The following is a 23,952-nucleotide window of genomic DNA, read 5'->3' on the forward strand; positions in this document are numbered from 1 at the left end:
AGTCCAGAGTGGTTCACGGTCACCGGGTCGCACAACACCCTCTGGTCGCGGTCGGCGACTCCGACAACAATCTATAGACACCATTCTTTGCTGACTTATATATGCGAGCCAACCACTACCACGAATGATAACCACCAACTGAAGTAGGTGGTTTAGGGCCGAAATAAAAAAGTCCGTTACGATAACGGACTTTTTTATTTTGACTCTGTTACTTCACTTTCTTTTAAGCGGATTGGGATAACTGTAAACAGTCGCTATTAAATTTATACCCTACGCCCCATACCGTCTCGACCAGATGAGCACCGGCTTTGGTTTTACTCAGTTTGGAGCGAAGCCGGTTAACGTGACTGGCCACCGTATGTTCAAAACCGCCATAGTGATAACCCCAGACCGAGGTTAACAGTTGTTCCCTGGAAAATACCTGGTCAGGGTGACTGGCTAAAAAATGCAGTAATGAGAATTCTTTTGCGGTAAGAGGCAGGATCTGGCCGTCAAGTTCAGCCCGATGGTAGCTGTTATCAATGTAGAAACGGCCAATCCTCACCGGTTGCTCACTGGCTTTATCCTCGCCGGTGCGACATGCCGCACGGCGCAGCTGAACCCTGATGCGGGCTTGTACCTCGGCGGGATTAAACGGATACTCGATGTAATCCTGAGCACCCAGCTCAAGACTGACGATACGCTCAGAGTCACAGCCCTGATGAGCCATAACGATGATTGCGCTATCAGGTAATTTGGCCTGCAGCCGGGCAATCAATTCAAAGTGTTCAGCCAGTTTAGCGGAGCTATCAATGATAATAACCGGGTAACGCTTTTGCAGGCAGCGCTGAATAACGCCTGACGAAGTACACACCAGTTCACAGTTTTCGCTGACCCGCTCAACACACGTTAATAGCGGCCGACAATGATGACGATTATCGCTGACAATTAGAATCATTCCCTCTCCCGGTCTGTTGCCTGACTGTAGACGCAGTCAGCGTACCTGTTATTAATCAACAGACCGGAAGACAGGAAACTTTATTCCACTTTTTTATTGCCGTTTTTACTCAGTACGGGTAATGGTGAGTTTTACTGCCGGATTATCAAAGCGATGAGCAGAAGTGAGGGCCGACATCATCAGGCCATCATCCACCGATACCACTCCGGGATGAAAGCTTATCAAATCGGCATCGTCCCGTTCAGCGTTGTACCCTTCACCGCCATCAGCCGGTCCGGGGATGGTGCCCGCGGCTTCGCTGTTTGCTTCCGTGCCGGCGTCGAGAACGGGCAGCACCATCATCATGGTCTGGCCAACCTCAAGTTCACTCAGTCCATGACCGGTAATACCGGCAAACGCATCATTAGTATTCACCAGCATAGTGGCTATGCTAATGAAGGTGTCGGGTTCATTCACCACGGTGACGGTAACCGTTTCACTGCTGCCAGGTCCTATTGGTGCGGCACCAGAGGCCGATGCCAGGACACCTTCAACAGCGATAAAATCACTGTTGTCACCGCCCTCAGCGAGCACTTCTAGCGCCTCAGAGGCCGGCATACCCGTTTCCCACATTACCGCATCACCGTGCAGCGCGACACCCACGGGCGAAAGTGGCTGCCCTTGTGTCAGGTTCTGTACTGTAATTTCATAGGAATATGACACGTCGGCTGGCGGCATGGGCGCCGGCTCGTCATTATCGTTGTGATCGCATGCTGTCAGTACCAGGCAACTCAACGCCACCAGGGAAAGTCCGAATCGTTGTTGATTAACCATGGGACCTCCTACTCAGATACTGTCACAGTGACCATGGCTACGGGATTTAACCAGCGCTGGACCGTATTAGAAATATCAGACATGCCACCCGCAGCCTCATCATCACCAAGGTTACCCGGGTGAATGTGAACCGTAGCATTGGTCATTTCGCTGGTTACGCCGCTACCACCATTGCCAACCAGATCTTCCAGCGGCGGTGGTACAGGTAAACCCGGCGCTCCCGGCGCACCACCACCACGAATCTCATCGTTAGCTTCGGTGCCGGCATCGTAGGCATTCAGGTAAACCGTGTAGGTGCCCGGTGCTTCAGGGATCATCCAGCTATTCAGACCAATAAAGCCATCATTGGTCGGCAGCATCATGGCCACAATAGACAGCGCTGTGTTGCCGTCCATGGTCGACAAAGTCGTTGTAGTGGCTGCTGTAGGCATTAATAGACCGCCGGCAGGGTTTGCCACGGTATCGGCACTTAATGCATCGACGGCCGTTTCCAGGCCCGAAATATCGCCACCTTCAGCCATCGCCTGCAGCTCTGTGCTGGCTGCTTCACCAACATTGAAAAGTTGCTGATCCGGGCTATGGGCCGTGATCAAAATGGGCGTAAAATAAATACCCCGGGTTAAATTCTGTACGGTTATTTCAAGTTCAGCAGCTTGTGAAAACCCGCTCAGTGCTGTCAGGCCCGTGGCGACCATAATTGAGGTAAGTTGTTTTAGTTTCATAAAGTTTCCTTTTGCGCTTATTGGGTCTTCGACTTCACCCTTTCTTAGTCATCGGGGCTGCCGAAGCGGTGGCTGTTATAAAATCACTGAAAACCAGAAATAAACGGATACACCGCCCACTCAGGTTTTCATGGTGCTTAGCATGGCCGACAAAGTTCGCAAAAGTTTCACAGAAAAATCACAAATTTCAGGCATAAAAAAACCGGCGGTTAAGCCGGTTTTTACTGATTATTTATTCACACCAAATTATTTAATGACCTTCAGATTGGGTTTACCGCGGGGTTTAGGCGGCGTCTGAGGGGGAACCTCAGCGTCTGTTTTGGCTTCTTCCAATACTGGTGCACTGTCCGTTTCGGGTTCATCTTCCGGTAAACCTTCAGGAGCGAATACCGTTCCGGCCCCGTTTTCCCGGGCATAAATAGCCAACACAGCCTCGCAGGGCATGCTAAGGCTACGTGGTTGCCCGCTAAAACGAGCCTGAAACGACAGGCCGTCTTTATCCAGGTAGAAATTGACACAGGCAGACGGTGAGATATTCAGCACTATCTGACCGTCTTTGACAAATTCCTGCGGCACTTCAACCAGACTATTTGTGGCATCTACAACAATGTAGGGCGTAAGATCGTTATCAACAATCCAGTCGAAAAACGCTCTTAACAAATACGGTTGATTGGAGGTCATTTGACTCATAACGGGTTATGAATTTCGCGTTCTTGGTCTGTCAGCGACGCCTTGAACGAACTTCTGGAGAAGATACGGTTCATGTAAGCGTGGATATCTTTTGCACCACCACCGTTAAGCTCAATGCCCAGCGCTGGTAAACGCCATAACAGCGGTGCCAGATAGCAGTCTACCAAACTGAACTCTTCGCTCATAAAGTAGGGCATTTCTGCAAACACAGGGGCCAGGCTCAACAGCGCTTCGCGTAAATCATTGCGGGCTGTTTCCACATCACCTTCACCACGGAAGATTTGCGCTGCCAGGCTATACCAGTCCTGTTCGATGCGGTGCATCATCAGGCGGCTTTGACCACGTGATACAGGATAAACCGGCATCAGCGGCGGATGAGGAAAACGCTCATCAAGGTATTCCATGATGATGTGAGACTTATACAGCACTAATTCACGATCAACCAGGGTGGGCACTGTTCCATACGGATTCAGCTCCATCAGATCTTCAGGCAGTTTAGTGGGATCAGTGTAGCTGATCTCAACGCCAACGCCTTTTTCGGCCAATACAATACGAACCTGATGACTATAGATGTCAATCGTGTCTGAGAACAACGTCATGATTGAACGTTTATTCGCGGCTACGGCCATTCATTCTCCTCCGAGATACATTAAATCGAGCATTGTCGGACGCCAATTTGCGGCCAACATAAAGTAAAAAAAGGGGGCGAGAAGCCCCCTGTCATTTATTATACTATAAAACCCTGACGATTAGTGAACGTCTCGCCAGAATTCTTTCTTCAGCATGAACACAAATACAAACAGTACCAGGATAAAAATCAGTACCCATTTGCCGATGGACTCAGACTCCAGACGGAACGGTTCGCCGGTGTATTCCAGGTAGTTCACCAGGTCTAATACCAGTTGGTCGTACTCTTCGGTAGACAGTGCGCCATCACCATCGGTTTTAATACCGGCGTGACGGGTTACCGTTTCGCCGTCAACCATGGCTTCTTCTTCTGCCATACGAGGCGCACCTTGCAGTGGCTGCAGAACGTGCGGCATACCCACTTCAGGGAATACCGTGTTGTTCACACCAAACGGACGCGACTCATCAACATAGAAAGAACGCAGGTAAGTGTAAATCCAATCTGCGCCACGTACGCGTGCTACCAGGGTCAGATCCGGCGGCGCCGCACCAAACCACTGAGCAGCGGATTCAGCAGGCATTGAACGCTCGATATAATCAGAGATCTTTTCGCCTGTGAACTGCAGATTTTCCTGCGCTAACTCTTCAGGAATACCCAGGTCGTTAAAGGTACGCTGATAACGCTGGTACTGCTGGCCGTGACAGCCCAGGCAGTAGTTCATAAACGTTTTGGCACCGCGCTGGAGCGACGCTTTATCGCTTAAGTCATAGTTTGCTTTGTCCAGGTGGACGTTACCGCCAGCTGCCAGTGCCATCCCAGGCAACAGCAGGGCCAGTACACAAATTAGTTTTCTCATTTAGGGATCCTCGCTGGTACAGGCTTAGTTGTTTCATTTTTACTGTAGATAAACAGCAGGATGAAGAAACCGAAATACATCACTGTTAAGATTTGCGACGCAGTAATTTTCCAGTTTTCCTGAGGCGTACCGCCTAAGTAACCTAAGAAAATAAACACACCGGCAAACACAAGCAGGTTCAGCTTATGCAGACCGCTGCGATAGCGCCATGACTTAACTGTACCGCGGTCGAACCAAGGTAACAGGAACAGGAAGATAATCGCACCAAACATCGCGATAACCCCAAACAGCTTATCCGGAACCGCTTTCAGAATCGCGTAGAACGGCGTGAAGTACCATACCGGGAAGATATGCGCAGGCGTTTTCAACGGGTTAGCAATTTCAAAATTTGGATGCTCAAGGAATTTACCGCCCATTTCCGGCGCAAAGAACATGATGTAAGTAAACGCGGCCAGGAAAATACAGAACGCCACCAGGTCTTTCAGCACGATATGCGGGAAGAACGGTACGACATCATCAGCAATGTCATACTTGCTGGTGTAGTACTCGTGAATTTCAAACTTGGTTTTTTCGTCTTCAGACAGGCTGCCTTTCTTATGCTTAATGGCAACGCCATCCGGGTTGTTAGAACCCACTTCGTGAAGTGCAATGATGTGCAGGAAGACCAGAATAACAATAACCAGGGGCAGCGCTATAACGTGCAAGGCAAAGAAACGGTTAAGAGTGGCACCAGAGATAACGTAGTCACCCTGAATCCACTGCACCAAATCCGGACCAATGACCGGTATTGCACTGAACAGCGATACGATTACCTGAGCGCCCCAGTAAGACATCTGACCCCAGGGTAATACGTAACCCATAAAGGCTTCGGCCATTAGCGCCAGATAAATCAGCATACCGAAAATCCACAGCAGTTCGCGTGGCTTCTGGTAAGAGCCGTAAATCATGCCGCGGAACATGTGCATGTAAACCACGATAAAGAACGCTGACGCGCCGGTGCTGTGCATATAACGGATAATCCATCCGTAGTCGATTTCACGCATGATGTATTCAACCGACGCGAAGGCACCTTCAGACGTTGGGTTGAAATTCATGGTTAACCAGATACCGGTAACGATTTGGTTAACTAAAACGATGGTGGCCAGAAATCCGAAAACGTACCAGAAGTTCATGTTACGTGGGGCCGGATACTGGATAGCGTGCATGTTGGCTACACGCATCATTGGGATACGTGCTTCAATCCAGGCTAGAAATGCTTGCATGTTACGCAACCTCCGCTTCTGAACCAATGATCACTGTTGTGTCATCAACAAACTGATACGGTGGAACAACCAGATTTAATGGCGCAGGGACGTTTTGGAAAACGCGACCGGCCATATCGAATTTAGAACCATGACACGGACAGAAGAATCCCTCCGGAACACCTTCAACATATTCTTCAAAGGCACCGTCTTTCATGTGTTGTGGAGAGCAACCAAGATGAGTACAAATACCAACCAGAATGAGGTATTCCTCTTTCATTGAACGGTATTGGTTTTGCGCAAAAGCAGGCTGCTGTTCGTTTTCTGAGGCAGGGTCACGCAATTTATCTTCGTGTTTACCCAGTTCGGCCAGAATTTCTGGTGTACGGCGTACAATCCAGACCGGCTTACTGCGCCACATAACACGAATCAGCTGACCCGGTTCAATTGCACTGATATCCACTTCAATATCAGCACCGGCCGCCTTCGCTTTTGCACTCGGATTCCAGGACGCAACGAAAGGTACAGCTGCACCTACTACACCCACACCGCCTACAACCGATGTCGCAACGGTCAGAAACCGACGACGCGGATTGTCTTGCGGTTTGTCATCACTCAGCGCAGACTCTTTTGCATCTACAGATACATTGCTCATCCACTTTTCTCCAGGTTTTGGATAATATGAAAGCCCATAACCCTTCGCCACAGGCGGGATTAACAGGCTTTCATTAAACTTGTCGTGTCCATTTTACCTCATCGTTTGCACTTTGCGGGATCTGGCACGAAAGATTGTCATAATTTTCGACCGAAAATGATAAAAGAAAACCCCCTCAAAACACAAGGAATTACTGGAATTAACTGGATAAATATTTGCGCCAAATCAGGCCGCGAAAGCCGCTTGAGACGAAAGTCGTAGTCTGGCGTAGGGCTCTATACAATATTTTTACATTTAATTATCACAATTGTGCCCCTCTCTCTGCCGGGGTTATCCGTAAAACGTAAAAATCACTGTACAACAGGCATAAAAAAACCCGGCATAAGCCGGGTTTTTGCATTCTGTAAAAACGAATTAACGTTTTGAGAATTGTGGTTTCTTACGTGCTTTATGAAGACCCACTTTCTTACGTTCAACGCGACGTGCGTCACGAGTAACGAAGCCTGCTTTACGCAGAGCCGGACGAAGTGCTTCGTCATATTCCATCAGTGCACGGGTAATACCGTGACGGATAGCACCAGCCTGACCGTTTGAACCACCACCTTTAACAGTGATGTACAGGTCAAACTTTTCAGTCATTTCTACCAGTTCCAGTGGCTGACGAACAACCATGCACTCGGTTTCACGACCAAAGTACTCGTCAAGAGCACGTGAGTTTACTGTGATGTTTCCTGAACCTGGACGCAGGAATACACGAGCAGTAGAACTTTTGCGACGGCCAGTGCCGTAATATTGAGTATCTGCCATGTGATAAGCTCCTTAAATGTCCAATACTTGAGGTTGTTGAGCAGTATGCTTGTGTTCAGCACCTGCGTAAACTTTAAGCTTACGGAACATTGCACGGCCCAGAGGACCTTTAGGCAACATACCTTTAACCGCTTTTTCAAGAACCATTTCTGGCTTGTGAGCGATCAGCTTCTCAAAGTTAGTCTCTTTCAGACCACCAGGATAACCGGTGTGAGCGTAGTACATTTTACCCTGCGCTTTGTTACCAGTTACAGTAATCTTTTCCGCGTTGATAACTACGATGTAGTCACCAGTATCAACGTGAGGAGTGTACTCAGGCTTATGCTTACCACGTAAACGCAGTGCGATTTCAGAAGCCAAGCGACCCAGAGTTTTGTCTGTGGCGTCTACCACATACCAGTCACGTACTACCGTTTCTGGTTTTGCAACAAAAGTTTTCATTTTTAAAATTCACCCGAAAATAATTCGTCGTTACTTGGTTTAAACCAGTTTATCTGTTTTAAAACTGCCTCAAACCACCTAAAATCAACCTTTTGACCCCTTCGAGTCTAGTGATTCTTCCACCTTCCCACAGGTGGGTGTAACTGGGCAGGGCGCGAATTATACAGCATTTGCACAAAAAGCATACCCCCAATACAGCAAAAAAATAAATTGGCGCAAGCCTTATTCGTCGACTAATCTTGAAAGCGAAATCACTCATACATTGTTGTATATGAAACCCTTTTCATTTTTATCCCTGCTTCTACTGTTATTCTGCCCGGTAGGTTCAGCTAACGACGCGCCCGAAAAAGTAATTTTCACGCGCGCTTTTGCCGATGAAGCCTACGGGTATTATCACGCGCAGATCCTGCAGCGCATACTGGAATTAACCCCTGAGTTTGGCGCCGCAGTCGCCGAGCCACACCCCCAGCCAATGCCCCAGGCAAGGCAAATCATTAAGCTCCAGACCGGAGAAGCGCAGGTTATGTGGAGCGCGACCTCCGCAGAGCGTGAGAAACAGTTACTGACCGTTCGGTTTCCATTACTGCAAGGGTTAGCAGGCTATCGGGTGCTGGTGATCCACAAATTTAAACAAGGCAACTATCCGCCGGATATGACCGAGCAGACCTTGCAATCCTATCTTGGGGTACAAGGCGCAGACTGGCCCGATTTAACGGTTCTTAAGCATAATGGATACAAAGTAGAGGGACTGCCCTGGAGCTTGTGGTTTGCCAATATGTTTATCTCGGTAGAAAAAGGGTTGGTGGACTATTTCCCGCGCAATGTGATTGAAGTCTCCAACGACCTCGAGCGACATGCCGACAAGTTAGTCAAACTCGAGGATAACCTGTTATTACGTTATCCCAGCTATGAGTACTTTTTTGTCTCGCCTAAACATCCTGAACTGCTTAGACGGTTGTACACCGGGTTATTAAGAATGCTGGATAACGGTGAACTGAAAAGCTATTTCGACAAGCATTATAATCATCGCCTGGCGCTGGACTTGGCTACGCAGGACACCCGAACTATCTTCGAGCTGGAAAATCCGGGGATTAGCGAAACGTTTAAAAATCCTCTGTGGAGCGTGAGCCCGGCTGCCATGCGAGAATTTTTACAAGCCAGGGTAGCCGAGTAAATAACTCGTCAGCGGCATGATCAGAGCAATGTTTCGGTACGTTTTACCTGTTGCCACAATAGCTCAAGTTCATCCAGCGTGTGCGCGTCTATGGCACCTTTTTGTGCTTTAGCCAGCGATTCAACGGCGGTGAAACGCTTAGCAAACTTCTGACTGGCCCGACGCAGCGCAGCATCGGCATCCACGTTACAATGACGGGCAAGATTCACCATTGCAAATAACGCATCACCGATTTCCGCTTCAAGGGCCTGTTGATTGCGTTCTGGTGCATCCAGTTCGGCCTGAATTTCAGCCACTTCCTCACGCACTTTATCGGCCACCGGCTCAACGTCCGGCCAGTCAAAGCCCACGCGGGCACATTTCTTCTGTATTTTCTGCGCGTACATCAGAGCAGGCAACCCTGTCGGCACACTCTCAAGCAGAGTTTCAGGTGCCTGTTCACGCTCAGTGGCCTTAATGGTTTCCCATTGCTCAGCTAACCCTGTGTCATCGGTTGTCGCACCGGCAAAGACATGGGGATGACGACGCACCATTTTATCGCTAATGGCATTGGCGATATCGGCAAAATTAAACTGTTGGCTTTCGTTACCGATTTGCGCGTAAAAAACTATCTGAAACAGTAAATCACCCAGTTCATCTTTGATGTCCTGAGGGGCGCCGCGCTCTATGGCGTCCACCGCTTCGTAGGCTTCTTCAATGGTGTAACGGGTGAGTGACTGCATGGTTTGCTTAACATCCCACGGGCAGCCTGTTTGGGGGTCGCGCAGGCGCGCCATAATATGGAGCAGACGCGCCAGAGCCGCGCTGGCTTCAGTGGGTTTTACGTCTGACATCAATAATATCCTTCAGTTGTCTCAGGCGGTTGGTCAGACGGCCCAGGGCCTCCACGTCAGAGACTTCTACTGACACAGAAATCAGCGCCGTATGACTGTTTTTGTCGCTCAGGCTATTCACCCCAAGCAACGCCACGCCTTCATTCGCCAACACGGTAGTAATGTCACGTAACAGACCAGTGCGGTCGATACATTCGATGTCCAGGTTGGCTTCGTAACCAACGTTTAAATCTTCCGACCAGCTTACTTCAATTTGCCGTTCCGGATGCTGATTCAGCAAGTTCTGTAATTGCTCACAGCTGTCTTTGTGCACGCTCACACCGCGCCCCTGGGTGATATAACCGAGAATATGGTCTCCGGGCACCGGTTGACAACAGTTGGCCAGCTGACTCATCAGATTACCAACGCCCTGTACCACCACGCTATCCGGTTTGTTCTTGCCACGTGCGGCCTTGCGAGTTTTCACCTTAGGACTGAGTTCTTCTACCTCAGGCGGTGGTGCCAGTAACTGCTGCAGGTGATGGACTACGGACATCACCCGTACATCGCCGGCGCCAATAGCGGCAAATAACTCATCAACACTTGGCGCGTTGAACCGCTCACACGCATCAGCGGCCATTTTAGCCGGTAAGCCAACCCGATGAAGTTCACGCTCCAGCAATTCCTTCCCGGCCTGCTGGTTTTTCTCTTTATCCTGTTTCTTGAAGAAGCTGTGTATGGTGGCCCGGGCCCGGGATGAGTGAACATACCCCAGCCCGGGATGCAGCCAGTCCCGCGACGGATTAGGTTCTTTACCAGTGAGGATCCCGACCTGATCGCCGCTTTGCAATTGATAGGTAAAGGGCACAATCCGGCCGTTTATTTTCGCGCCGATACACCGGTGGCCAACATTGCTGTGAATGTAATAAGCAAAATCAACCGGGGTTGAACCCTGGGGTAAATCAATCACATCACCGCGCGGCGTAAAGACATACACCCGGTCATCGAATACCTGACTTCGTAGTTCTTCAACCAAATCGCCGGATTCGGCCACCTCTTCCTGCCATTGCAGGATTTTACGTAACCAGTTAATCCGCTCATCATAACCGGACACTTTGCCGGCACTGCCTTCTTTATATTTCCAGTGAGCCGCTACCCCCAGCTCAGCATCCTGGTGCATTTTCTGGGTGCGGATTTGGATCTCAACCGGTTTGCCTTCCGGGCCAACAATAACGGTATGAATCGACTGGTATCCATTTGGTTTGGGAGTGGCAATGTAATCATCAAACTCTTTGGGAATATGCTTAAAGTGCGCATGCACGGTACCCAGTGCGGCGTAACAATCCTGCAAGCGCTCAGCGATGATCCGCACCGCCCTGATATCAAACAATTGCTCAAAGGTGAGGCGCTTTTTCTGCATCTTTTTCCAGATGCTGTAAATGTGTTTCGGGCGGCCGTAAACCTCGGCCTTGATGTGTTCGTTATTCAGCAGATCCTGTAACGAACCCACCACATTGTCGATGTATTCCGCCCGTTCCCGCCGTTTGCCATCAAGCTGTTTGGCGATTTGCTTATAAGTGGTTGGATGCAGATAGCGGAAGGCTAAATCTTCCAGTTCCCATTTCAACTGACCAATCCCCAGGCGGTTTGCCAGCGGCGCATAGATAGTGGCACATTCCCGCGCCACCATAACCCGGGTTTCTTCGTCAGCCTTTTTCACCTGCTGTAGTGCGCAAATCCGCTCGGCCATTTTAATCACCACCGCGCGGACATCTTCCACCATGGCCAGCAGCATACGCCGGATACTGTCGATATGCTGTTCATCGGGTGCCGACAGCTTGCTCTCGGATTGCTTGCGATTGTGCAGCATCCGTATAGCTTCCATCCGACGTACACCCACCACCAGTTGCTCTATTTCCGGACCAAAATTCTCCAGTACTTCCCCATCAGACAGTTCATGTTGCTGGCAATAGGGGTACACCAGGGCTGCCTGCAAGGTAGCGTCGTCCATGTTCAGTTGGTGAAGGATCTCCACCATCTCCTGCCCGACCAGCAGTTTATCCGGCATGTGAGAGATATCGCGTAGCTTCTGGGCAGTATTGTCCGGCAGGTTCAGGCTGGCCAGCCATTCTTCAAACGGCGGCCGGTGTTCTTCATGCACTGTGCGGGTTGAAACCATATTTACCTCTTACCCTTTACCGACACGTTCAAGTAACGCCATCGACTCAATATGCTGGGTATACGGGAACATTTCCATTATTCCGAGTTTCACAATCCGGTAACCGGCTTTCAACAGCGGAACCAGATCGCGATTAAACGTTGCCGGATTGCAAGATACGTACACGACTGACTCAATCCTGGCTTTGGCAATTTGCTGACACACTTCAAAAGCCCCTTCCCGAGACGGGTCCAGCAGCACTTTATCGTAATTTTTTATTTTCAGTGCGTTAAGTTCGGCTTCATCACTTAAATCAGCAGTGCACCACTGGATGTTAGTAATGCCTTGTTGTCGGGCAATTTTTTCGCCTCTTTGCACCATTGTGGAAACCCCTTCCACTGCAGTAACCCGGGCGCATCGTTTTGCCAATGGCAACGAGAAATTGCCCAACCCGCTGAATAAATCCAGTACTTTATGATGCGCTTGTGGCGCCAGCCAGTCCAGCGCCTGCTCAATCATCGCCAGGTTTACATCAGCGTTTATCTGAATAAAATCTTCCGTGGTGACGGCCAGTGACAGTGCCTCGGCCGTGGCGCACAGCAACTCATCCACCGGCTTATGTAACGCTTCACTGTGATCGCCGTTATCGAGCCGTAACAAGACCTCATGGGCCTGGGCAAAATCCACCAGCAAGGCTCGGTCACTGGCCGTCAGGGCTTTGGTACAGCGCAACGTGACGCCCATCCCATTGCTGGCTTTGAGTAAACTGATATGGCCAATGGCAGCTCGACCGACAAGCTGTTCAAGTAATCGATGCAAGTCGGGTAATAACGCATTAAGCGCAGGTTCCAGCACGGGGCAATGACTGATATTCACCACCTTATCGCTTTTTTGCGCGCGGAATCCCAGTGCCAGAGGCTTGCCCTTGCGGGCATCCAGAGCGAGTCGTGTTTTACGCCGGTATTCATCACTGCTGCTGCGTATGGGGGCAACCCAGGGTAAGTCGGTTAAAGCGTGTGTAAGGCGAATTTGCTCGTCCAGCGCCTGCTGTCGCCAGGTTAATGCCGCACCGCGTTCGACGTGTTGTAGCTGACAGCCGCCGCAGTGCTCGTAGACCGGGCAAAATGGCGCTTGACGCGCCGTCGCGGGTTCTATGACCTGAGTAACCTGTCCTTCACAAAACTGCTTTTTACTGCGGGTAATGGCAACCTGACAGGTTTCACCGGGCAGACCCCCATCGGCAAAGAGCACCGGCTGATGGGTACGGCACACCCCCCTGCCACGAGGATCCCATTTGTCCAGCGTCACCGTCTTTGTGGTTAGCTGAGCCGGCCCTTTTTGTTTTGCCCCTGAGCGACGTTTCCCCCCGCCCTGATAAATACTAGCCATTACCTTGCCTCACGGTGTTTCCAGAATCACAGTCGCTACCGCATAATGCTGTTCATCCGATAAGCTTATGTGAGCACTTACTACACCTCTAAGCTTACATTTGTCAGCAAATTCACCACTAAAATGGAGGGTTGGCGCACCAGCTTCATTGTTGCTTACCTGCAGTTGCTGCCAGCTTATCCCCCGGCCAATACCGGTGCCCAGTGCTTTGACTGCGGCTTCTTTAGCGGCAAACCGTTTGGCTAGATAGCGAACAGGCTGGTTATGGGCGGTATAAATAGCCCATTCATCCGGGGTCAGTACCCGACGGGCGAGACGATCCCGGGAGGCCGCCTCCATATCAAAACGGGCAATTTCAACGATATCAGTTCCCAAGCCTGCAATGGCCATGGCCAGCTCCGGTGGTAATTAACCTAGATGCGCCTGAAGACGGGCTTCCTGCATCAGACTGCGCATATCTGCCACCGCTTTATGCAGGCCGTCAAAAGCGGCACGGGCAATAATCGCATGACCAATATTGAGCTCGATAAGCTGTGGGATAGCCGCGATGGGTTTCACATTATGGTAATGCAAACCATGACCGGCATTGACCAGTAATCCCAGGTTATCGGCATATTCAACGCCACGGCGGATCTGCGCCAGGTGCTGTAACTGCTCAGCTTCACTGGTGGCATCGGCATAATGACCGGTATGAATTTCAATGTACGGGGCACCGGTTGCTTTGGCAGCATCGAGCTGACGCTCATCACCATCAATAAACAGCGATACCAGAATATTGGCTTCGGCCAGGCGCTGACAAGCATCGGTCATGCGACTGAGGTTGCCGGCCACATCCAGCCCGCCTTCGGTAGTTAACTCTTCGCGCTTTTCAGGGACCAGGCAACAAAAGGTCGGTTTGACCTGTTCGGCAATGGCGAGCATTTCGTCGGTGACGGCCATTTCCAGGTTTAAGCGGGTATTTATAGTTTGCGCGAGCAGGGTGACATCGCGATCTTTAATATGACGGCGGTCTTCACGCAGGTGCACAGTGATGCCGTCTGCGCCTGCACGTTCTGCGATGTCGGCAGCGTGCACCGGATCGGGGTAAGAGGTACCACGCGCGTTACGCAGCGTAGCGATATGATCAATATTAACGCCGAGCAGAATATCTTTCATTCCCAGGGTCCTGGATTACCTAACAAACTGAAGTGGCGCGTATTGTAGCAGTGATTCAGCGGGAGGCCAAAAAGAGCTCACGACTTTTCAATGGCTTGTCACCCACGAAAGGATGTAATGCCAGTCGGCACAAGCGCTTGGCCGCCTTTAACCCTGACGGGCTGAAATGCTGCTCGGCCAGCATGTTCAGCTCGTCACCGGTGAAGGTAAATCTGGATGCTTGTTTGACCTGACAAAACCCCAGTTCGGTTACCAGCTCATAGTGAAAAGAGGGTTCGATGGCTGCGCCTGAGCCGGCGTCGGCGGTGAAATCCGGCATGACGCCAAGTTCCTGTAACAGCGCCAGCTCATACTGGCGTAAAATACACTCGGCGCCAGTCTCGTCTTGTTGTAATGCCGCCACAGCAGTGGCGTAAGCACCGTAGAGCTCGGCGGCTTCTACGCCGGCCGGTAACACCCGGTTAGTGATCTCATTGACATACAGCGCACAATAAAGCGCATTGCCGGTTAGCATGCGCAGCGAGCCATTCCCCTCTAACTGAGTCAGGTTCTTTAAATCGCTTTTGCCACTTAATTGTACACGCAGCGTCTGAAAAGGTTGTAACAGGCTGCGCCGGTCTGACTTAGCACTACGAACGCCACGGGCTACGGCGCTAACCCGGCCCAGTTCCAGGCTAAAAAAATCAACAATAAAACTGGTTTCGCGGTACGGGCGACGGTGTAGTACGTAGGCATTCAACCAAGGGTTAACCATAGCTATGCCCGCTTGATCCGCACAACTTTCATTTGTTCAAACTCCATGCCGGCCACTGATTCCACCGTGCGGTAATACGTCATGTTTACCCGTGCCCCCTTGAGTGACTGATAAGGTTTGGTACGTTTAAAAATAAACGGCGCGTCAATATTTTCTATCATCACCGTATGACGAACCCAGTCGCCATCCTGACGCTGAACATGCGAAACCACTTTCATATTCTCACTATGGGTCAGTGATTGATGACGTTTTAGCAGTTTATCGACACTCATAACAAATTCTTACCTGTTCAGGCCAGCGGTGCCAGTGCTTCCACCAGCAATTGCAGTGATTCCCGGCCCCGATAGTAGTTCACATCCAGCTGATAGGCTAACTGCACCTGCTTTACATTGGCGTCGGGCCACACCTCCGGATCGATATTAAACGCGATGGCGTCAAACTCCTCACCGCTGTCAGGATGGGCGAGCACCATTTTAAGATGACGTTCACCCACAATTCGCTGCTGAACAAGCTGAAAGGTGCCGTCGAATAATGGCGGCTGAAACCCCTGCCCAAAAGGACCGGCCTGACGCAATACCTGCGCCGTAGGCAAATTCAGGATCTGCGGTTCAAGCTCGCCGTCACTTAAAATAATAGTCGGATCGTCTATGTCAGCCAGTGCCGTTTTAACATGACGGGTAAAAGCCGCAGTAAAGGCAGACAGATTTTCAGTTTTAATCGACAACCCTGCCGCTGCCGCGTGACCACCAAACTTTTCAATCAGGCCGGGCTGAGCGGTACTGACTGCTTCGAGTATGTCACGGATATGGACCCCGGCAATAGAGCGCGCCGAGCCTTTAATGATTTTTTCGTCCTGTTTGGCAAACACGATGGCAGGGCGTTTATATTCGTCTTTTAGACGACCGGCGACAATGCCGATAACGCCCTGGTGAAAGTGTTCATCAAAGAGCACAATAGCGTCCGGTGGTGCGCTGCTATCAAGTTGTACCGAGGCCAGGGTTTCCTGGGCCTGTTGTTTCATTTCCTGTTCGATGGTACGGCGTTGCTGGTTTAGGCGGTCGAGCTCGGTGGCCCGGGCGCGTGCCTCCATGGCATCACTGCACAACAGACACTCAATACCGGCCGCCATATCATCCAATCGCCCTGCGGCGTTCAGGCGCGGGCCAATCACAAAGCCCAGATCCGTAGCGGTCAGCCGACTGGCATGGCGCTGTGCCACTTCCAGTAGCGCCGTGATCCCAGGCCGGCATTGCCCGGCACGGATCCGCTGCAGGCCCTGATGCACCAGAATGCGGTTATTCTGATCAAGCGGAACGACATCAGCAACCGTACCAACGGCAACAATATCCAGTAAATTAGCTAAATTCGGGGCCTGAATTCCCTGTTGGGAAAACCATTCCCGACGTTCAAGTTCAGCCCGTAGTGCCAGCATAAGATAAAAAGCCACACCAACGCCGGCCAGGTTTTTTGAGGCAAAGCGACATTCAGGCTGATTCGGATTAACAATAGCAGTGGCAGCAGGCAAGGTTTCGCCGGGTAAATGGTGATCAGTCACTATGACTTCCATACCCAGCTCATTAGCTCTGTCGACCCCGGCGTGACAGGAAATGCCATTGTCGACGGTAATGATCAACGGCGTACCGCGCTCCGCCGCCACTTCAACAATTTGTGGTGACAGTCCGTAGCCGAAATCAAAGCGGTTAGGCACGAGATAATCGAGTCTGGTGGCGCCCATCTGCCCCAGCGCCAGCATACACAGTGCCGTGCTGGTAGCACCGTCGGCGTCAAAGTCACCAATAATGGTAATGGCTTGCTGTGCAAGCATGGCATCCGCAATGCGGCTGGCTGCGTCAGCACAACCCAACAGGTCGCGGTAATGCAGCAATGCCCTGGCGCCTGTGTTTAACTGGTCCGGAGACTGAATATGACGACCACGATAAACCCGTTCAAGTACCGGATGTAATGCCGCGTCAAAGGTATCGGTTAACGGCCGGCGCCTGATGTGTAAGCTCATAATTTAACTGTGATTCGTTGCAGGGACTCAAAAAGACTGGTGACCGGATACCAGTGGATTAGGGTATCCGGTGCCTTAAAACGGTTTATTAACCAGCGATCTGTTTCAGAGCAGACAGAAGCTGCTCTGGCGGTTGATAACCCGGAATAATACTGCCATCGCTAAGTACGATATTCGGCGTACCGTTTACCCCAATCTTACGGCCGAAACGAAATTGCTCGGCAATGTCGTTATCACAACTGTTAGGGGTCACGCTGCTGCCCGATTTAGCATTCGTCATGGCTTTCTTTGGATCCGCTGAACACCAGACCGACACCATTTGACGATACACAGGACTGTTTAACCCGGCACGAGGATACGCCAGATATCTCACCGTGATGCCTTCGCTGTTGTACTGTTCAATTTGTTCGTGCAGCTTGCGGCAGTAACCACAGGTAGTGTCGGTAAACACGGTCACCACGTACTGCTCGTCTTCGGCTTTAAATTCGATGTAGGAATCATCAAACTGTTTCAGTCCGTCAAGGCGCATGTCAGCCAGTGCGGTTTCTGTTTCGTTGCGCATTTCTTCATCGAGGTTGTACACCCGGGCCTGCAACAGATAGGTACCGTCGGCACTGACATAAAAGAGACCATTTTCGGTACTGATTTGCAGTAACCCTTCAACCGGTGAGTCAGCAATAGCATCTACCCGCCACTTCAGCGTCGTTTCGATTTTTGCCTTAACACTCTCTTTATCTGCCGCATCGGCCAGCACATTTGCAGTTGCAGCCACCGAAAAAACACTCAGCACTGCCAGTAAACTGCGAAAAAACACTTTCATCTAATCACTCCTGAAAACCATTCTGACTATGGCCTATACGGCCTCTGGGATGCTGAATTTGCAGCACATTGTTTTCTTTAAGACCGGAATTTAACCGTAAAATTCGCTCTAGTGTATCAAAAAATCCCGGTCTGGCGATGATCCCCATCGACAATTAACCGGGTTCTCATCGATTCATCCCTGCCCGGGCTTTGTTTTACCCCCTAGGATGATGTTCTGAAATCAGATTTTGAAGTCTCTCTGTTGCAACATGGGTATAAATTTGTGTGGTTGACAGATCGCTGTGACCCAACAGCATTTGCACCACCCGCAAATCGGCACCGTGATTAAGTAAATGAGTGGCAAACGCATGGCGCAGCGTATGAGGAGACAGTTCTGTACCGATCCCGGCTTTTACCGCGTAGTGTTTAATGCGATGCCAAAACGTCTGGCGAGTCATCTGTACTCCGCGGTTACTAACAAACACCACGTCGGTCTGATGCTTAAGCAGCAGCGGCCGGGCGCTGTGAAGATAATCCTGCAATGCATCCAGCGCATTCTCGCCAAGTGGCACCAGGCGTTCTTTATTGCCTTTACCCATTACCCGAACCAGCCCTTGTTGCAAGCTGACTTCCGATAACCGTAAACCGGTGAGTTCACTCACTCGCAGGCCGGTTGCATAAAGCACTTCAAGCATACACTTGTCGCGACATTCGATGGGCTCTTCCATATCGGGCGCTTCAAGGAGGGCTTCCACCTCGGCTTCGCTCAGCGTGCCGGGCAGTTTTTTGGCGGCTTTTGGAATAGCAAGCTGGCTCACCGGGTTATCCTTGCGCTGCTCGTCGGTAACCAGATAGCGGTAAAACTGACGCATAGCGCTAATGTTGCGCTGGGTACTGCGAGCGGAAAGGCCTTTTTGCTCGCGAAACATCAGATAATCCTGCATGTCCGTCAGGCTGGCCTGTTTCAGACTGGTACCTTGGGTAGCAAGAAACCCTGCCACGTGGCACAAATCCCGACGGTAGCTCTGCTGAGTATTGTCGCTCAAGCCTTTTTCCAGCCACAGCATTTCGATAAAGGCTTCGATAATGTCGAGTTCAGCCTCACTCGGTAGCGGCAATTTCCGGCTCATTTAAAGCCACGCCGCTCTTTAATTAACTCGTAGGCAGCCTGAATATCCTGCGCTTTATTCTTGGCAATTTCCATGGCTTGCTCAGGCAGGCCTTTGGACGCCAGTTTATCCGGGTGATGCTCCGACATGCGTTTACGGTAAGCCCGCTTAATCAGTTTTTCATCGTCACTGGCCGACACGCCCAGCACGGCGTAGGCATCTTCCAGCGTCGGGCCGTTCGATTGACTGCCCTGGCGTTGGTGGCTACCACGCCCCTGGCTTCTGAAGCGTACTTCTGCCTCATACATGGCAATAAGATAGTCGAGGTCGCGACGCACAAATCCTAACGCCTTGGCGACTTTTTCCAGCACCCGGTATTCTTCACTGGCCAGGCGGCCATCGGCAAATGCAGCCTGGATGAGTATTTCCAGAAACACCTGCAAAATATCACGGCGGCCATGACAGGACTCGTATAACTGCTTGAGAATATCGGCAACCGGAAAGTCGCGCGCTTTGCCCTCCCGGAAGGCTTGCTGCGCCTCCTGACGGGCCTCACCCTGCAGTTGCATGTCGTCCATCAGGCGGGTGGCAATTTTAATTTCTGATTCAGTGACTTTACCATCTGATTTCGCCAGATGGCCGAGCGCTGCAAACAGGCTGTGAAAAAAAATGGCCTGTTGTTGCAACGCATCCTGACTGGAGAAAAAGCGTCCAAAACCGCCCATGCGGCCAAAATCCTGACTGTAGCCTTTGTCGAACATATAGCCCACAAGCAACCCAAGGATCGCTCCCGGCACTTTTAAAAACATCATTCCGAAAATAAAACCCAGTAATCTGCCCCAAATTGGCATGCATACCCCCTACAATATCGACGCGCTGCGCCGGGCTGGTTGATAAACAGGCGTAACAACCAGTAAAAAGATAAGATGTTAAGCACTATAACCAATGGTTATTCGCTTGAGAAGTCGCCCACATCATTGCTTTAAAGCAAATAAATGGGGATAAGATATGAATTTTTCGATTTTTTTAGGGTCTGCTGTTGGTAATTGGCGGCGAAGTGCATAGAATTAGCGCCTTATCAGAACAGACATCGGCGCCCTACCAGCCGAATAATCCTTTGAAGCACCGAGAATAATAATTTGCTGTCGAAAACAACACAACTTGCTCAGCAGCATTGCCAGCCAGACATCCGGGCACAAAACACACCATTTTGTCGCCAACGGCGCACATTGGGTGCCTTGATTCGTGTGGCCATAGCAGGTTTAAGCAGTCTCGCCTGGCAGGCATCTGCACAAACGGTCATCAATGATACCGCCCTGTGCCTGGCAGTGCCTCAGCCCTTTGACAGCTCGCAACTATTGCAGAAAAAGCAGGTTCAGGTGACCGCGGATTCTGCAGAAATCAGCGAAAACCAATTTGCCCTGTTTAAAGGGAATGTGGATATTGTTACCGACAGCGCCATTATTCACGCCAAAACCGCTGAAGTGACTGATAATGGTCGCGCCTTGTCGGCCAGTGGTGATGTAAGTTATCGCAGTCCCGCGCTGACAGTGAGCAGCGACTTGCTGTCGGTGGATTCGGTTGAACAAACCTTAAAACTGGAAAATACCCTGTATCAGCTAACCGGTTTTGTGGGCCATGGTGCCGCTGGTGAGATTGATATCGGCACCCGGCAGGGTATCGCCCTGCGTGACGTAAGCTTTACCACTTGTCCGTTAGACCAACAGGATTGGCGGATTGAAGCATCCAAAATCAGTATTGAGCCGGGAGACACCCTTGGTGAAGCACGCCATACCCGGTTTTATCTGGGCGATGTGCCCGTACTGTATTTACCCTATTTCGCTTTCCCGGTCAGTAATCAGCGCCAGACCGGATTGTTGTTCCCGCTGATCAGCAGTTCCAGCTCAACCGGGGTCGACTACGAACAGCCGTTTTACTGGAACATTGCACCAAACTATGACATGACCATTTCACCACGGCTGATGACTAACCGTGGGTTGCAGTTAAAAACCGAATTCCGCTACCTGACTGCGGCATCAGGCGGACAGATGCACGTGGAATATCTCAGCAATGATACGCGCCAGGCCAGCGACGACAGCCGTTATTTTTACCGCTTACAGCATCACGGTTTACTCTCGGACAAATGGCAGTTAAATGTGGATTTCAACGGCATCAGCGACAACAACTATATTGTTGACCTGGGTTCAGATTTCTACAATCGTTCGGATACCACCATCAACCGTACCATCGGCCTCGATTATTACAGTCAGTCGCTGGATATGAGCCTTTATTTACGTGATTTTGAAACCCTGGGCGACTTTGATGCCATTTACCGGGCACTGCCGGAAGCCAAATTACAATGGCGCAATCAACTGGCTGAGTTTGTGACTTTCAAGGTGGACTCTGAGCTGGCGTATTTCGACAACGCTCTGGACTCCAACCCGGATGCCCTGCGCTGGCATTTGGCGCCCACCATGGCGCTGCCTTATCAGCGTTACTGGGGCGAAATCACGGCTGAATTAACCGCCATGAATACCTATTACAAACAAACCAATATTGCCAACACTGAACTTGATGATGAAGTGAACCGCACACTTTATCAGGGCCGCCTGTTCAGCACGCTGTATCTGGAAAAAAACGATCGGATTTTTGGTAACGACGTCACCATTACCTTTGAGCCAAAGGTTCAGTATTTGTATACCTCCTACGAAGATCAGAGCAACATTGGTTTGTATGACACCACGGCCCTGCTAACCGATGTGAATGGCTTATTTCGTGGCCAGGAGTTTACTGGCCTGGACCGTATCAGCGACAATGATCAAATTACCGTGGGGGCAACATCACGCATAATTGATGAGAACAACCGGGAACAATTTGTCATAAGCCTGGGTCAGATATTCTACTTGTCAGACACACAGGTCACGACAGCAGTGGATGATCGCAACCGTTCGGCCCTGGCCGGCGAACTGGACTGGCGTTTTGACGACAGTTGGTTTGTGCACTCAGCCATTCAAATTGCTACCGACAATGACAAGGTTGAACGCAGCGGTATGGCGTTAGAATATCGCCTTGATGCCAGACGACTGGTGCAACTGAGTCACCGGTTTGTGCGCGACCTGTCTGGCGAAACCATCGATCAGTTTGGCTTTTCAGCCAGCTGGCCAATTGGTGAAAACTGGCAGGTGGTGGGGCGTTCTTATCGTGATTTGGAGCGAGACAGAAGCATCGAAAACTATTTTGGGGTACAGTATGAGTCCTGTTGCTGGGCGGTTCGCATTGTTGCTCAGCGAAGTCTGAGTAACCGTTATGATGTAACGGGTCAGCAAAATACCAATGAGTTTGACTCAAGTATTGGTCTGCAATTTATTTTTAAAGGGATCGGTTCATCCCGGTCCAATCGGGCTATGCTCGAGGACGGCATGTTCGGCTATCGACAGCCATACGTGTTAAATTAAATGCGCCGGTATCCTGTTCAGGAACACGGCAGTATTAACAACAAGCAAGAGAGTTTATGAAGTATTTTATTCGGGGTTTGTTTTTAAGTCTGGTAATGAGCTTACCAGTCATGGCCCAAACCGAGTTACTCGACAAAGTAGCCGTTATTGTTGATCAGGGCGTGGTACTGGAAAGTGAAGTACGGGCACTGGTAAATGAAGTAAAAGCAGATGCGGCAGCGAAAGATCAGCGTTTGCCGTCTGACGAAGCCCTCCGCACTCAGGCCATCGAGCGTTTGATCCTGAAAAACCTGCAACTGCAAATGGCAGAGCGCATGGGGATCCGGGTAAGTGATCCGCAGCTGGATCAAACCATTAACAATATTGCCGCCGGTGAAGGTGCAACCGTTGAACAACTGCGTGACGAAATTACCCGTCAGGGCATTGCTTACAACGACTATCGCGAACAGGTTCGTGAAGAAATCATAATGGGCGAAGTACGCCGCGCCAACGTGCGTCGTCGTATCTACATTACCTCCCAGGAAATTGCTAACCTGGTTGACCTGATGGCGCAACAAGGCTCTGATCAGGCAGAATACGAGTTAGGTCATATTCTGATTGGCTTCCCGCCTGAAACCACCGATGCCGACGTGACCGATGCCCGTGAACGTGCCGACAAAGTTCTCAACCTGCTTGACGAAGGCTCTGAATTTTCCCGCCTCGCGATTGCCGCTTCATCAGGCTCCGAAGCCCTTGACGGCGGTAACATGGGCTGGATGAACATTAACGCCATGCCAACCCTGTTTGCTGAAGCTGTACAAGGCAAGCGTAAGGGTGAAGTGATTGGCCCGATCCGCAGTGGTGCCGGTTTCCATATTCTGAAAATCCTTGATACCCGGGGTATCGAAGTGGTTGAAGTTGAGGAAGTTAATGCTCGTCACATTCTTATTCAGCCATCCATTATTCTTAGCGAAGAGCGTGCCAGAGGCATGTTAGTTGAGTTTAAGGAACAGGTGCAGGCTGGCGATGCCGACTTTGCCGAACTGGCAAAAGAACACTCGGCAGACCCGGGTTCAGCACTTCGCGGCGGTGAACTGGGGTGGTCTGACCCAAGTATCTATGTACCGGAATTTAAAGAAGCACTGGCTAATTTGGAGCCTGGAGAGTACAGTGAACCTGTACGTACGCAACACGGTTGGCACTTAATTCAGTTGCTCGACCGGCGTATCGACGATGCCACCGAACAACGCAAGGAAGATAAAGCCCACCAGCTGCTGTTTAACCGTAAATTTGCGGAAGAGAGTGAGAACTGGTTACGTGAAATGCGTGACTCGGCTTATATCGAAGTCCTTAGTGATTAAA

General features: G+C 50.6%; 24 protein-coding genes. 3 read left to right on the forward strand and 21 right to left on the reverse strand.

Annotated features, from left to right (window positions below; all coding sequences use genetic code 11):
- Positions 1–223 precede the first annotated feature (223 nt).
- The 10 genes from AC27IB_RS19495 to rplM all read right to left on the reverse strand — a co-directional run bounded on the left by AC27IB_RS19495 (position 224) and on the right by rplM (position 7,790).
- Complete coding sequence (locus tag AC27IB_RS19495) at positions 224–937, reverse strand: response regulator transcription factor (RefSeq protein ID WP_487123003.1); 714 nt, start codon at positions 935–937, stop codon at positions 224–226.
- 105 nt (positions 938–1,042) lie between these two features.
- A complete protein-coding gene (locus tag AC27IB_RS19500) occupies positions 1,043–1,750 on the reverse strand; it encodes a spondin domain-containing protein (RefSeq protein WP_487123005.1) in 708 nt (235 codons plus the stop codon).
- Between the two features lie 8 nt (positions 1,751–1,758).
- On the reverse strand, positions 1,759–2,472 hold the full coding sequence (locus AC27IB_RS19505) for a spondin domain-containing protein (RefSeq protein ID WP_487123007.1): 714 nt from the start codon (positions 2,470–2,472) through the stop codon (positions 1,759–1,761).
- A gap of 246 nt (positions 2,473–2,718) precedes the next feature.
- Positions 2,719–3,162, reverse strand: a complete 444-nt coding sequence (locus AC27IB_RS19510; protein ID WP_296047607.1) for a ClpXP protease specificity-enhancing factor — start codon at positions 3,160–3,162, stop codon at positions 2,719–2,721.
- Entirely contained in the window at positions 3,159–3,791 is a 633-nt protein-coding gene (sspA, locus tag AC27IB_RS19515) for a stringent starvation protein SspA (protein WP_105936547.1), read from the reverse strand. Before sspA ends, AC27IB_RS19510 begins: the two co-directional genes overlap by 4 nt.
- A gap of 120 nt (positions 3,792–3,911) precedes the next feature.
- Positions 3,912–4,646 (reverse strand): cytochrome c1, encoded by a 735-nt coding sequence (locus AC27IB_RS19520; RefSeq protein ID WP_296047613.1) that lies wholly within the window; start codon positions 4,644–4,646, stop codon positions 3,912–3,914.
- Positions 4,643–5,908, reverse strand: a complete 1,266-nt coding sequence (locus AC27IB_RS19525) for a cytochrome b (RefSeq protein ID WP_296047616.1) — start codon at positions 5,906–5,908, stop codon at positions 4,643–4,645. Before AC27IB_RS19525 ends, AC27IB_RS19520 begins: the two co-directional genes overlap by 4 nt.
- 1 nt (position 5,909) lies before the next feature.
- The gene (petA, locus tag AC27IB_RS19530; RefSeq protein WP_296047617.1) at positions 5,910–6,542 is read right to left on the reverse strand and encodes a ubiquinol-cytochrome c reductase iron-sulfur subunit; all 633 of its coding nucleotides are present in this window, start codon (positions 6,540–6,542) and stop codon (positions 5,910–5,912) included.
- A gap of 414 nt (positions 6,543–6,956) precedes the next feature.
- Positions 6,957–7,349, reverse strand: a complete 393-nt coding sequence (gene rpsI / locus AC27IB_RS19535) for a 30S ribosomal protein S9 (protein ID WP_105936543.1) — start codon at positions 7,347–7,349, stop codon at positions 6,957–6,959.
- 12 nt (positions 7,350–7,361) lie between these two features.
- Positions 7,362–7,790, reverse strand: a complete 429-nt coding sequence (rplM, locus tag AC27IB_RS19540; protein WP_296047623.1) for a 50S ribosomal protein L13 — start codon at positions 7,788–7,790, stop codon at positions 7,362–7,364.
- 271 nt (positions 7,791–8,061) lie between these two features.
- Between rplM and AC27IB_RS19545 the strand changes: the two genes are divergently transcribed.
- Positions 8,062–8,964, forward strand: a complete 903-nt coding sequence (locus AC27IB_RS19545; protein ID WP_487123011.1) for a hypothetical protein — start codon at positions 8,062–8,064, stop codon at positions 8,962–8,964.
- 20 nt (positions 8,965–8,984) lie between these two features.
- Here the strand turns inward: AC27IB_RS19545 and mazG are convergent, their stop codons facing one another.
- From mazG to djlA, 11 genes are all read right to left on the reverse strand, one after another.
- A complete protein-coding gene (gene mazG / locus AC27IB_RS19550) occupies positions 8,985–9,797 on the reverse strand; it encodes a nucleoside triphosphate pyrophosphohydrolase (RefSeq protein WP_487123013.1) in 813 nt (270 codons plus the stop codon).
- Positions 9,775–11,955 carry a GTP diphosphokinase gene (gene relA, locus AC27IB_RS19555; protein WP_487123015.1) on the reverse strand — a complete coding sequence of 727 codons (2,181 nt, stop codon included), beginning with the start codon at positions 11,953–11,955 and terminating at the stop codon, positions 9,775–9,777. Before relA ends, mazG begins: the two co-directional genes overlap by 23 nt.
- Positions 11,956–11,964: 9 nt before the next feature.
- Complete coding sequence (rlmD, locus tag AC27IB_RS19560; RefSeq protein WP_487123017.1) at positions 11,965–13,323, reverse strand: 23S rRNA (uracil(1939)-C(5))-methyltransferase RlmD; 1,359 nt, start codon at positions 13,321–13,323, stop codon at positions 11,965–11,967.
- A gap of 9 nt (positions 13,324–13,332) precedes the next feature.
- On the reverse strand, positions 13,333–13,713 hold the full coding sequence (gene acpS / locus AC27IB_RS19565) for a holo-ACP synthase (protein WP_487123019.1): 381 nt from the start codon (positions 13,711–13,713) through the stop codon (positions 13,333–13,335).
- 18 nt (positions 13,714–13,731) lie between these two features.
- Positions 13,732–14,478 carry a pyridoxine 5'-phosphate synthase gene (gene pdxJ / locus AC27IB_RS19570; protein ID WP_296047646.1) on the reverse strand — a complete coding sequence of 249 codons (747 nt, stop codon included), beginning with the start codon at positions 14,476–14,478 and terminating at the stop codon, positions 13,732–13,734.
- A 55-nt stretch (positions 14,479–14,533) separates the two neighbouring features.
- Entirely contained in the window at positions 14,534–15,232 is a 699-nt protein-coding gene (recO, locus tag AC27IB_RS19575) for a DNA repair protein RecO (RefSeq protein ID WP_487123021.1), read from the reverse strand.
- A gap of 2 nt (positions 15,233–15,234) precedes the next feature.
- Complete coding sequence (locus AC27IB_RS19580) at positions 15,235–15,504, reverse strand: hypothetical protein (RefSeq protein WP_296047652.1); 270 nt, start codon at positions 15,502–15,504, stop codon at positions 15,235–15,237.
- 17 nt (positions 15,505–15,521) lie between these two features.
- Positions 15,522–17,246, reverse strand: a complete 1,725-nt coding sequence (gene recJ / locus AC27IB_RS19585; RefSeq protein WP_487123023.1) for a single-stranded-DNA-specific exonuclease RecJ — start codon at positions 17,244–17,246, stop codon at positions 15,522–15,524.
- A gap of 88 nt (positions 17,247–17,334) precedes the next feature.
- Positions 17,335–18,066 (reverse strand): bifunctional protein-disulfide isomerase/oxidoreductase DsbC, encoded by a 732-nt coding sequence (gene dsbC / locus AC27IB_RS19590; RefSeq protein WP_296047658.1) that lies wholly within the window; start codon positions 18,064–18,066, stop codon positions 17,335–17,337.
- A gap of 196 nt (positions 18,067–18,262) precedes the next feature.
- Positions 18,263–19,177 carry a site-specific tyrosine recombinase XerD gene (gene xerD, locus AC27IB_RS19595; RefSeq protein WP_487123025.1) on the reverse strand — a complete coding sequence of 305 codons (915 nt, stop codon included), beginning with the start codon at positions 19,175–19,177 and terminating at the stop codon, positions 18,263–18,265.
- Positions 19,174–20,007, reverse strand: coding sequence for a co-chaperone DjlA (gene djlA, locus AC27IB_RS19600; RefSeq protein WP_296047663.1), 834 nt, complete (start codon positions 20,005–20,007; stop codon positions 19,174–19,176). Before djlA ends, xerD begins: the two co-directional genes overlap by 4 nt.
- A gap of 288 nt (positions 20,008–20,295) precedes the next feature.
- On the opposite strand from djlA, the gene AC27IB_RS19605 reads away from it, so the two are divergent.
- Both AC27IB_RS19605 and surA read left to right on the forward strand, forming a co-directional pair.
- Positions 20,296–22,611 carry an LPS-assembly protein LptD gene (locus tag AC27IB_RS19605; RefSeq protein WP_487123027.1) on the forward strand — a complete coding sequence of 772 codons (2,316 nt, stop codon included), beginning with the start codon at positions 20,296–20,298 and terminating at the stop codon, positions 22,609–22,611.
- Positions 22,612–22,667: 56 nt separating this feature from the next.
- Positions 22,668–23,951 (forward strand): peptidylprolyl isomerase SurA, encoded by a 1,284-nt coding sequence (surA, locus tag AC27IB_RS19610; protein ID WP_296047669.1) that lies wholly within the window; start codon positions 22,668–22,670, stop codon positions 23,949–23,951.
- Position 23,952: the final 1 nt, after the last annotated feature.

This window comes from Alteromonas sp. 4NH20-0104 (genome assembly GCF_057547795.1).

Coding starts and splice junctions, on each gene's coding strand:
- acpS (WP_487123019.1), bottom strand. CDS start 13,713: ATGGCCATTGCAGGCTTGGGAACTGATATCGTTGAAATTGCCCGTTTT.
- AC27IB_RS19510 (WP_296047607.1), bottom strand. CDS start 3,162: ATGAGTCAAATGACCTCCAATCAACCGTATTTGTTAAGAGCGTTTTTC.
- relA (WP_487123015.1), bottom strand. CDS start 11,955: ATGGTTTCAACCCGCACAGTGCATGAAGAACACCGGCCGCCGTTTGAA.
- mazG (WP_487123013.1), bottom strand. CDS start 9,797: ATGTCAGACGTAAAACCCACTGAAGCCAGCGCGGCTCTGGCGCGTCTG.
- pdxJ (WP_296047646.1), bottom strand. CDS start 14,478: ATGAAAGATATTCTGCTCGGCGTTAATATTGATCATATCGCTACGCTG.
- petA (WP_296047617.1), bottom strand. CDS start 6,542: ATGAGCAATGTATCTGTAGATGCAAAAGAGTCTGCGCTGAGTGATGAC.
- rplM (WP_296047623.1), bottom strand. CDS start 7,790: ATGAAAACTTTTGTTGCAAAACCAGAAACGGTAGTACGTGACTGGTAT.
- sspA (WP_105936547.1), bottom strand. CDS start 3,791: ATGGCCGTAGCCGCGAATAAACGTTCAATCATGACGTTGTTCTCAGAC.
- surA (WP_296047669.1), top strand. CDS start 22,668: ATGAAGTATTTTATTCGGGGTTTGTTTTTAAGTCTGGTAATGAGCTTA.
- xerD (WP_487123025.1), bottom strand. CDS start 19,177: ATGAGCCGGAAATTGCCGCTACCGAGTGAGGCTGAACTCGACATTATC.
- rpsI (WP_105936543.1), bottom strand. CDS start 7,349: ATGGCAGATACTCAATATTACGGCACTGGCCGTCGCAAAAGTTCTACT.
- AC27IB_RS19545 (WP_487123011.1), top strand. CDS start 8,062: ATGAAACCCTTTTCATTTTTATCCCTGCTTCTACTGTTATTCTGCCCG.
- recJ (WP_487123023.1), bottom strand. CDS start 17,246: ATGAGCTTACACATCAGGCGCCGGCCGTTAACCGATACCTTTGACGCG.
- AC27IB_RS19580 (WP_296047652.1), bottom strand. CDS start 15,504: ATGAGTGTCGATAAACTGCTAAAACGTCATCAATCACTGACCCATAGT.
- AC27IB_RS19495 (WP_487123003.1), bottom strand. CDS start 937: ATGATTCTAATTGTCAGCGATAATCGTCATCATTGTCGGCCGCTATTA.
- AC27IB_RS19505 (WP_487123007.1), bottom strand. CDS start 2,472: ATGAAACTAAAACAACTTACCTCAATTATGGTCGCCACGGGCCTGACA.
- AC27IB_RS19520 (WP_296047613.1), bottom strand. CDS start 4,646: ATGAGAAAACTAATTTGTGTACTGGCCCTGCTGTTGCCTGGGATGGCA.
- recO (WP_487123021.1), bottom strand. CDS start 15,232: ATGGTTAACCCTTGGTTGAATGCCTACGTACTACACCGTCGCCCGTAC.
- djlA (WP_296047663.1), bottom strand. CDS start 20,007: ATGCCAATTTGGGGCAGATTACTGGGTTTTATTTTCGGAATGATGTTT.
- rlmD (WP_487123017.1), bottom strand. CDS start 13,323: ATGGCTAGTATTTATCAGGGCGGGGGGAAACGTCGCTCAGGGGCAAAA.
- AC27IB_RS19525 (WP_296047616.1), bottom strand. CDS start 5,908: ATGCAAGCATTTCTAGCCTGGATTGAAGCACGTATCCCAATGATGCGT.
- AC27IB_RS19500 (WP_487123005.1), bottom strand. CDS start 1,750: ATGGTTAATCAACAACGATTCGGACTTTCCCTGGTGGCGTTGAGTTGC.
- dsbC (WP_296047658.1), bottom strand. CDS start 18,066: ATGAAAGTGTTTTTTCGCAGTTTACTGGCAGTGCTGAGTGTTTTTTCG.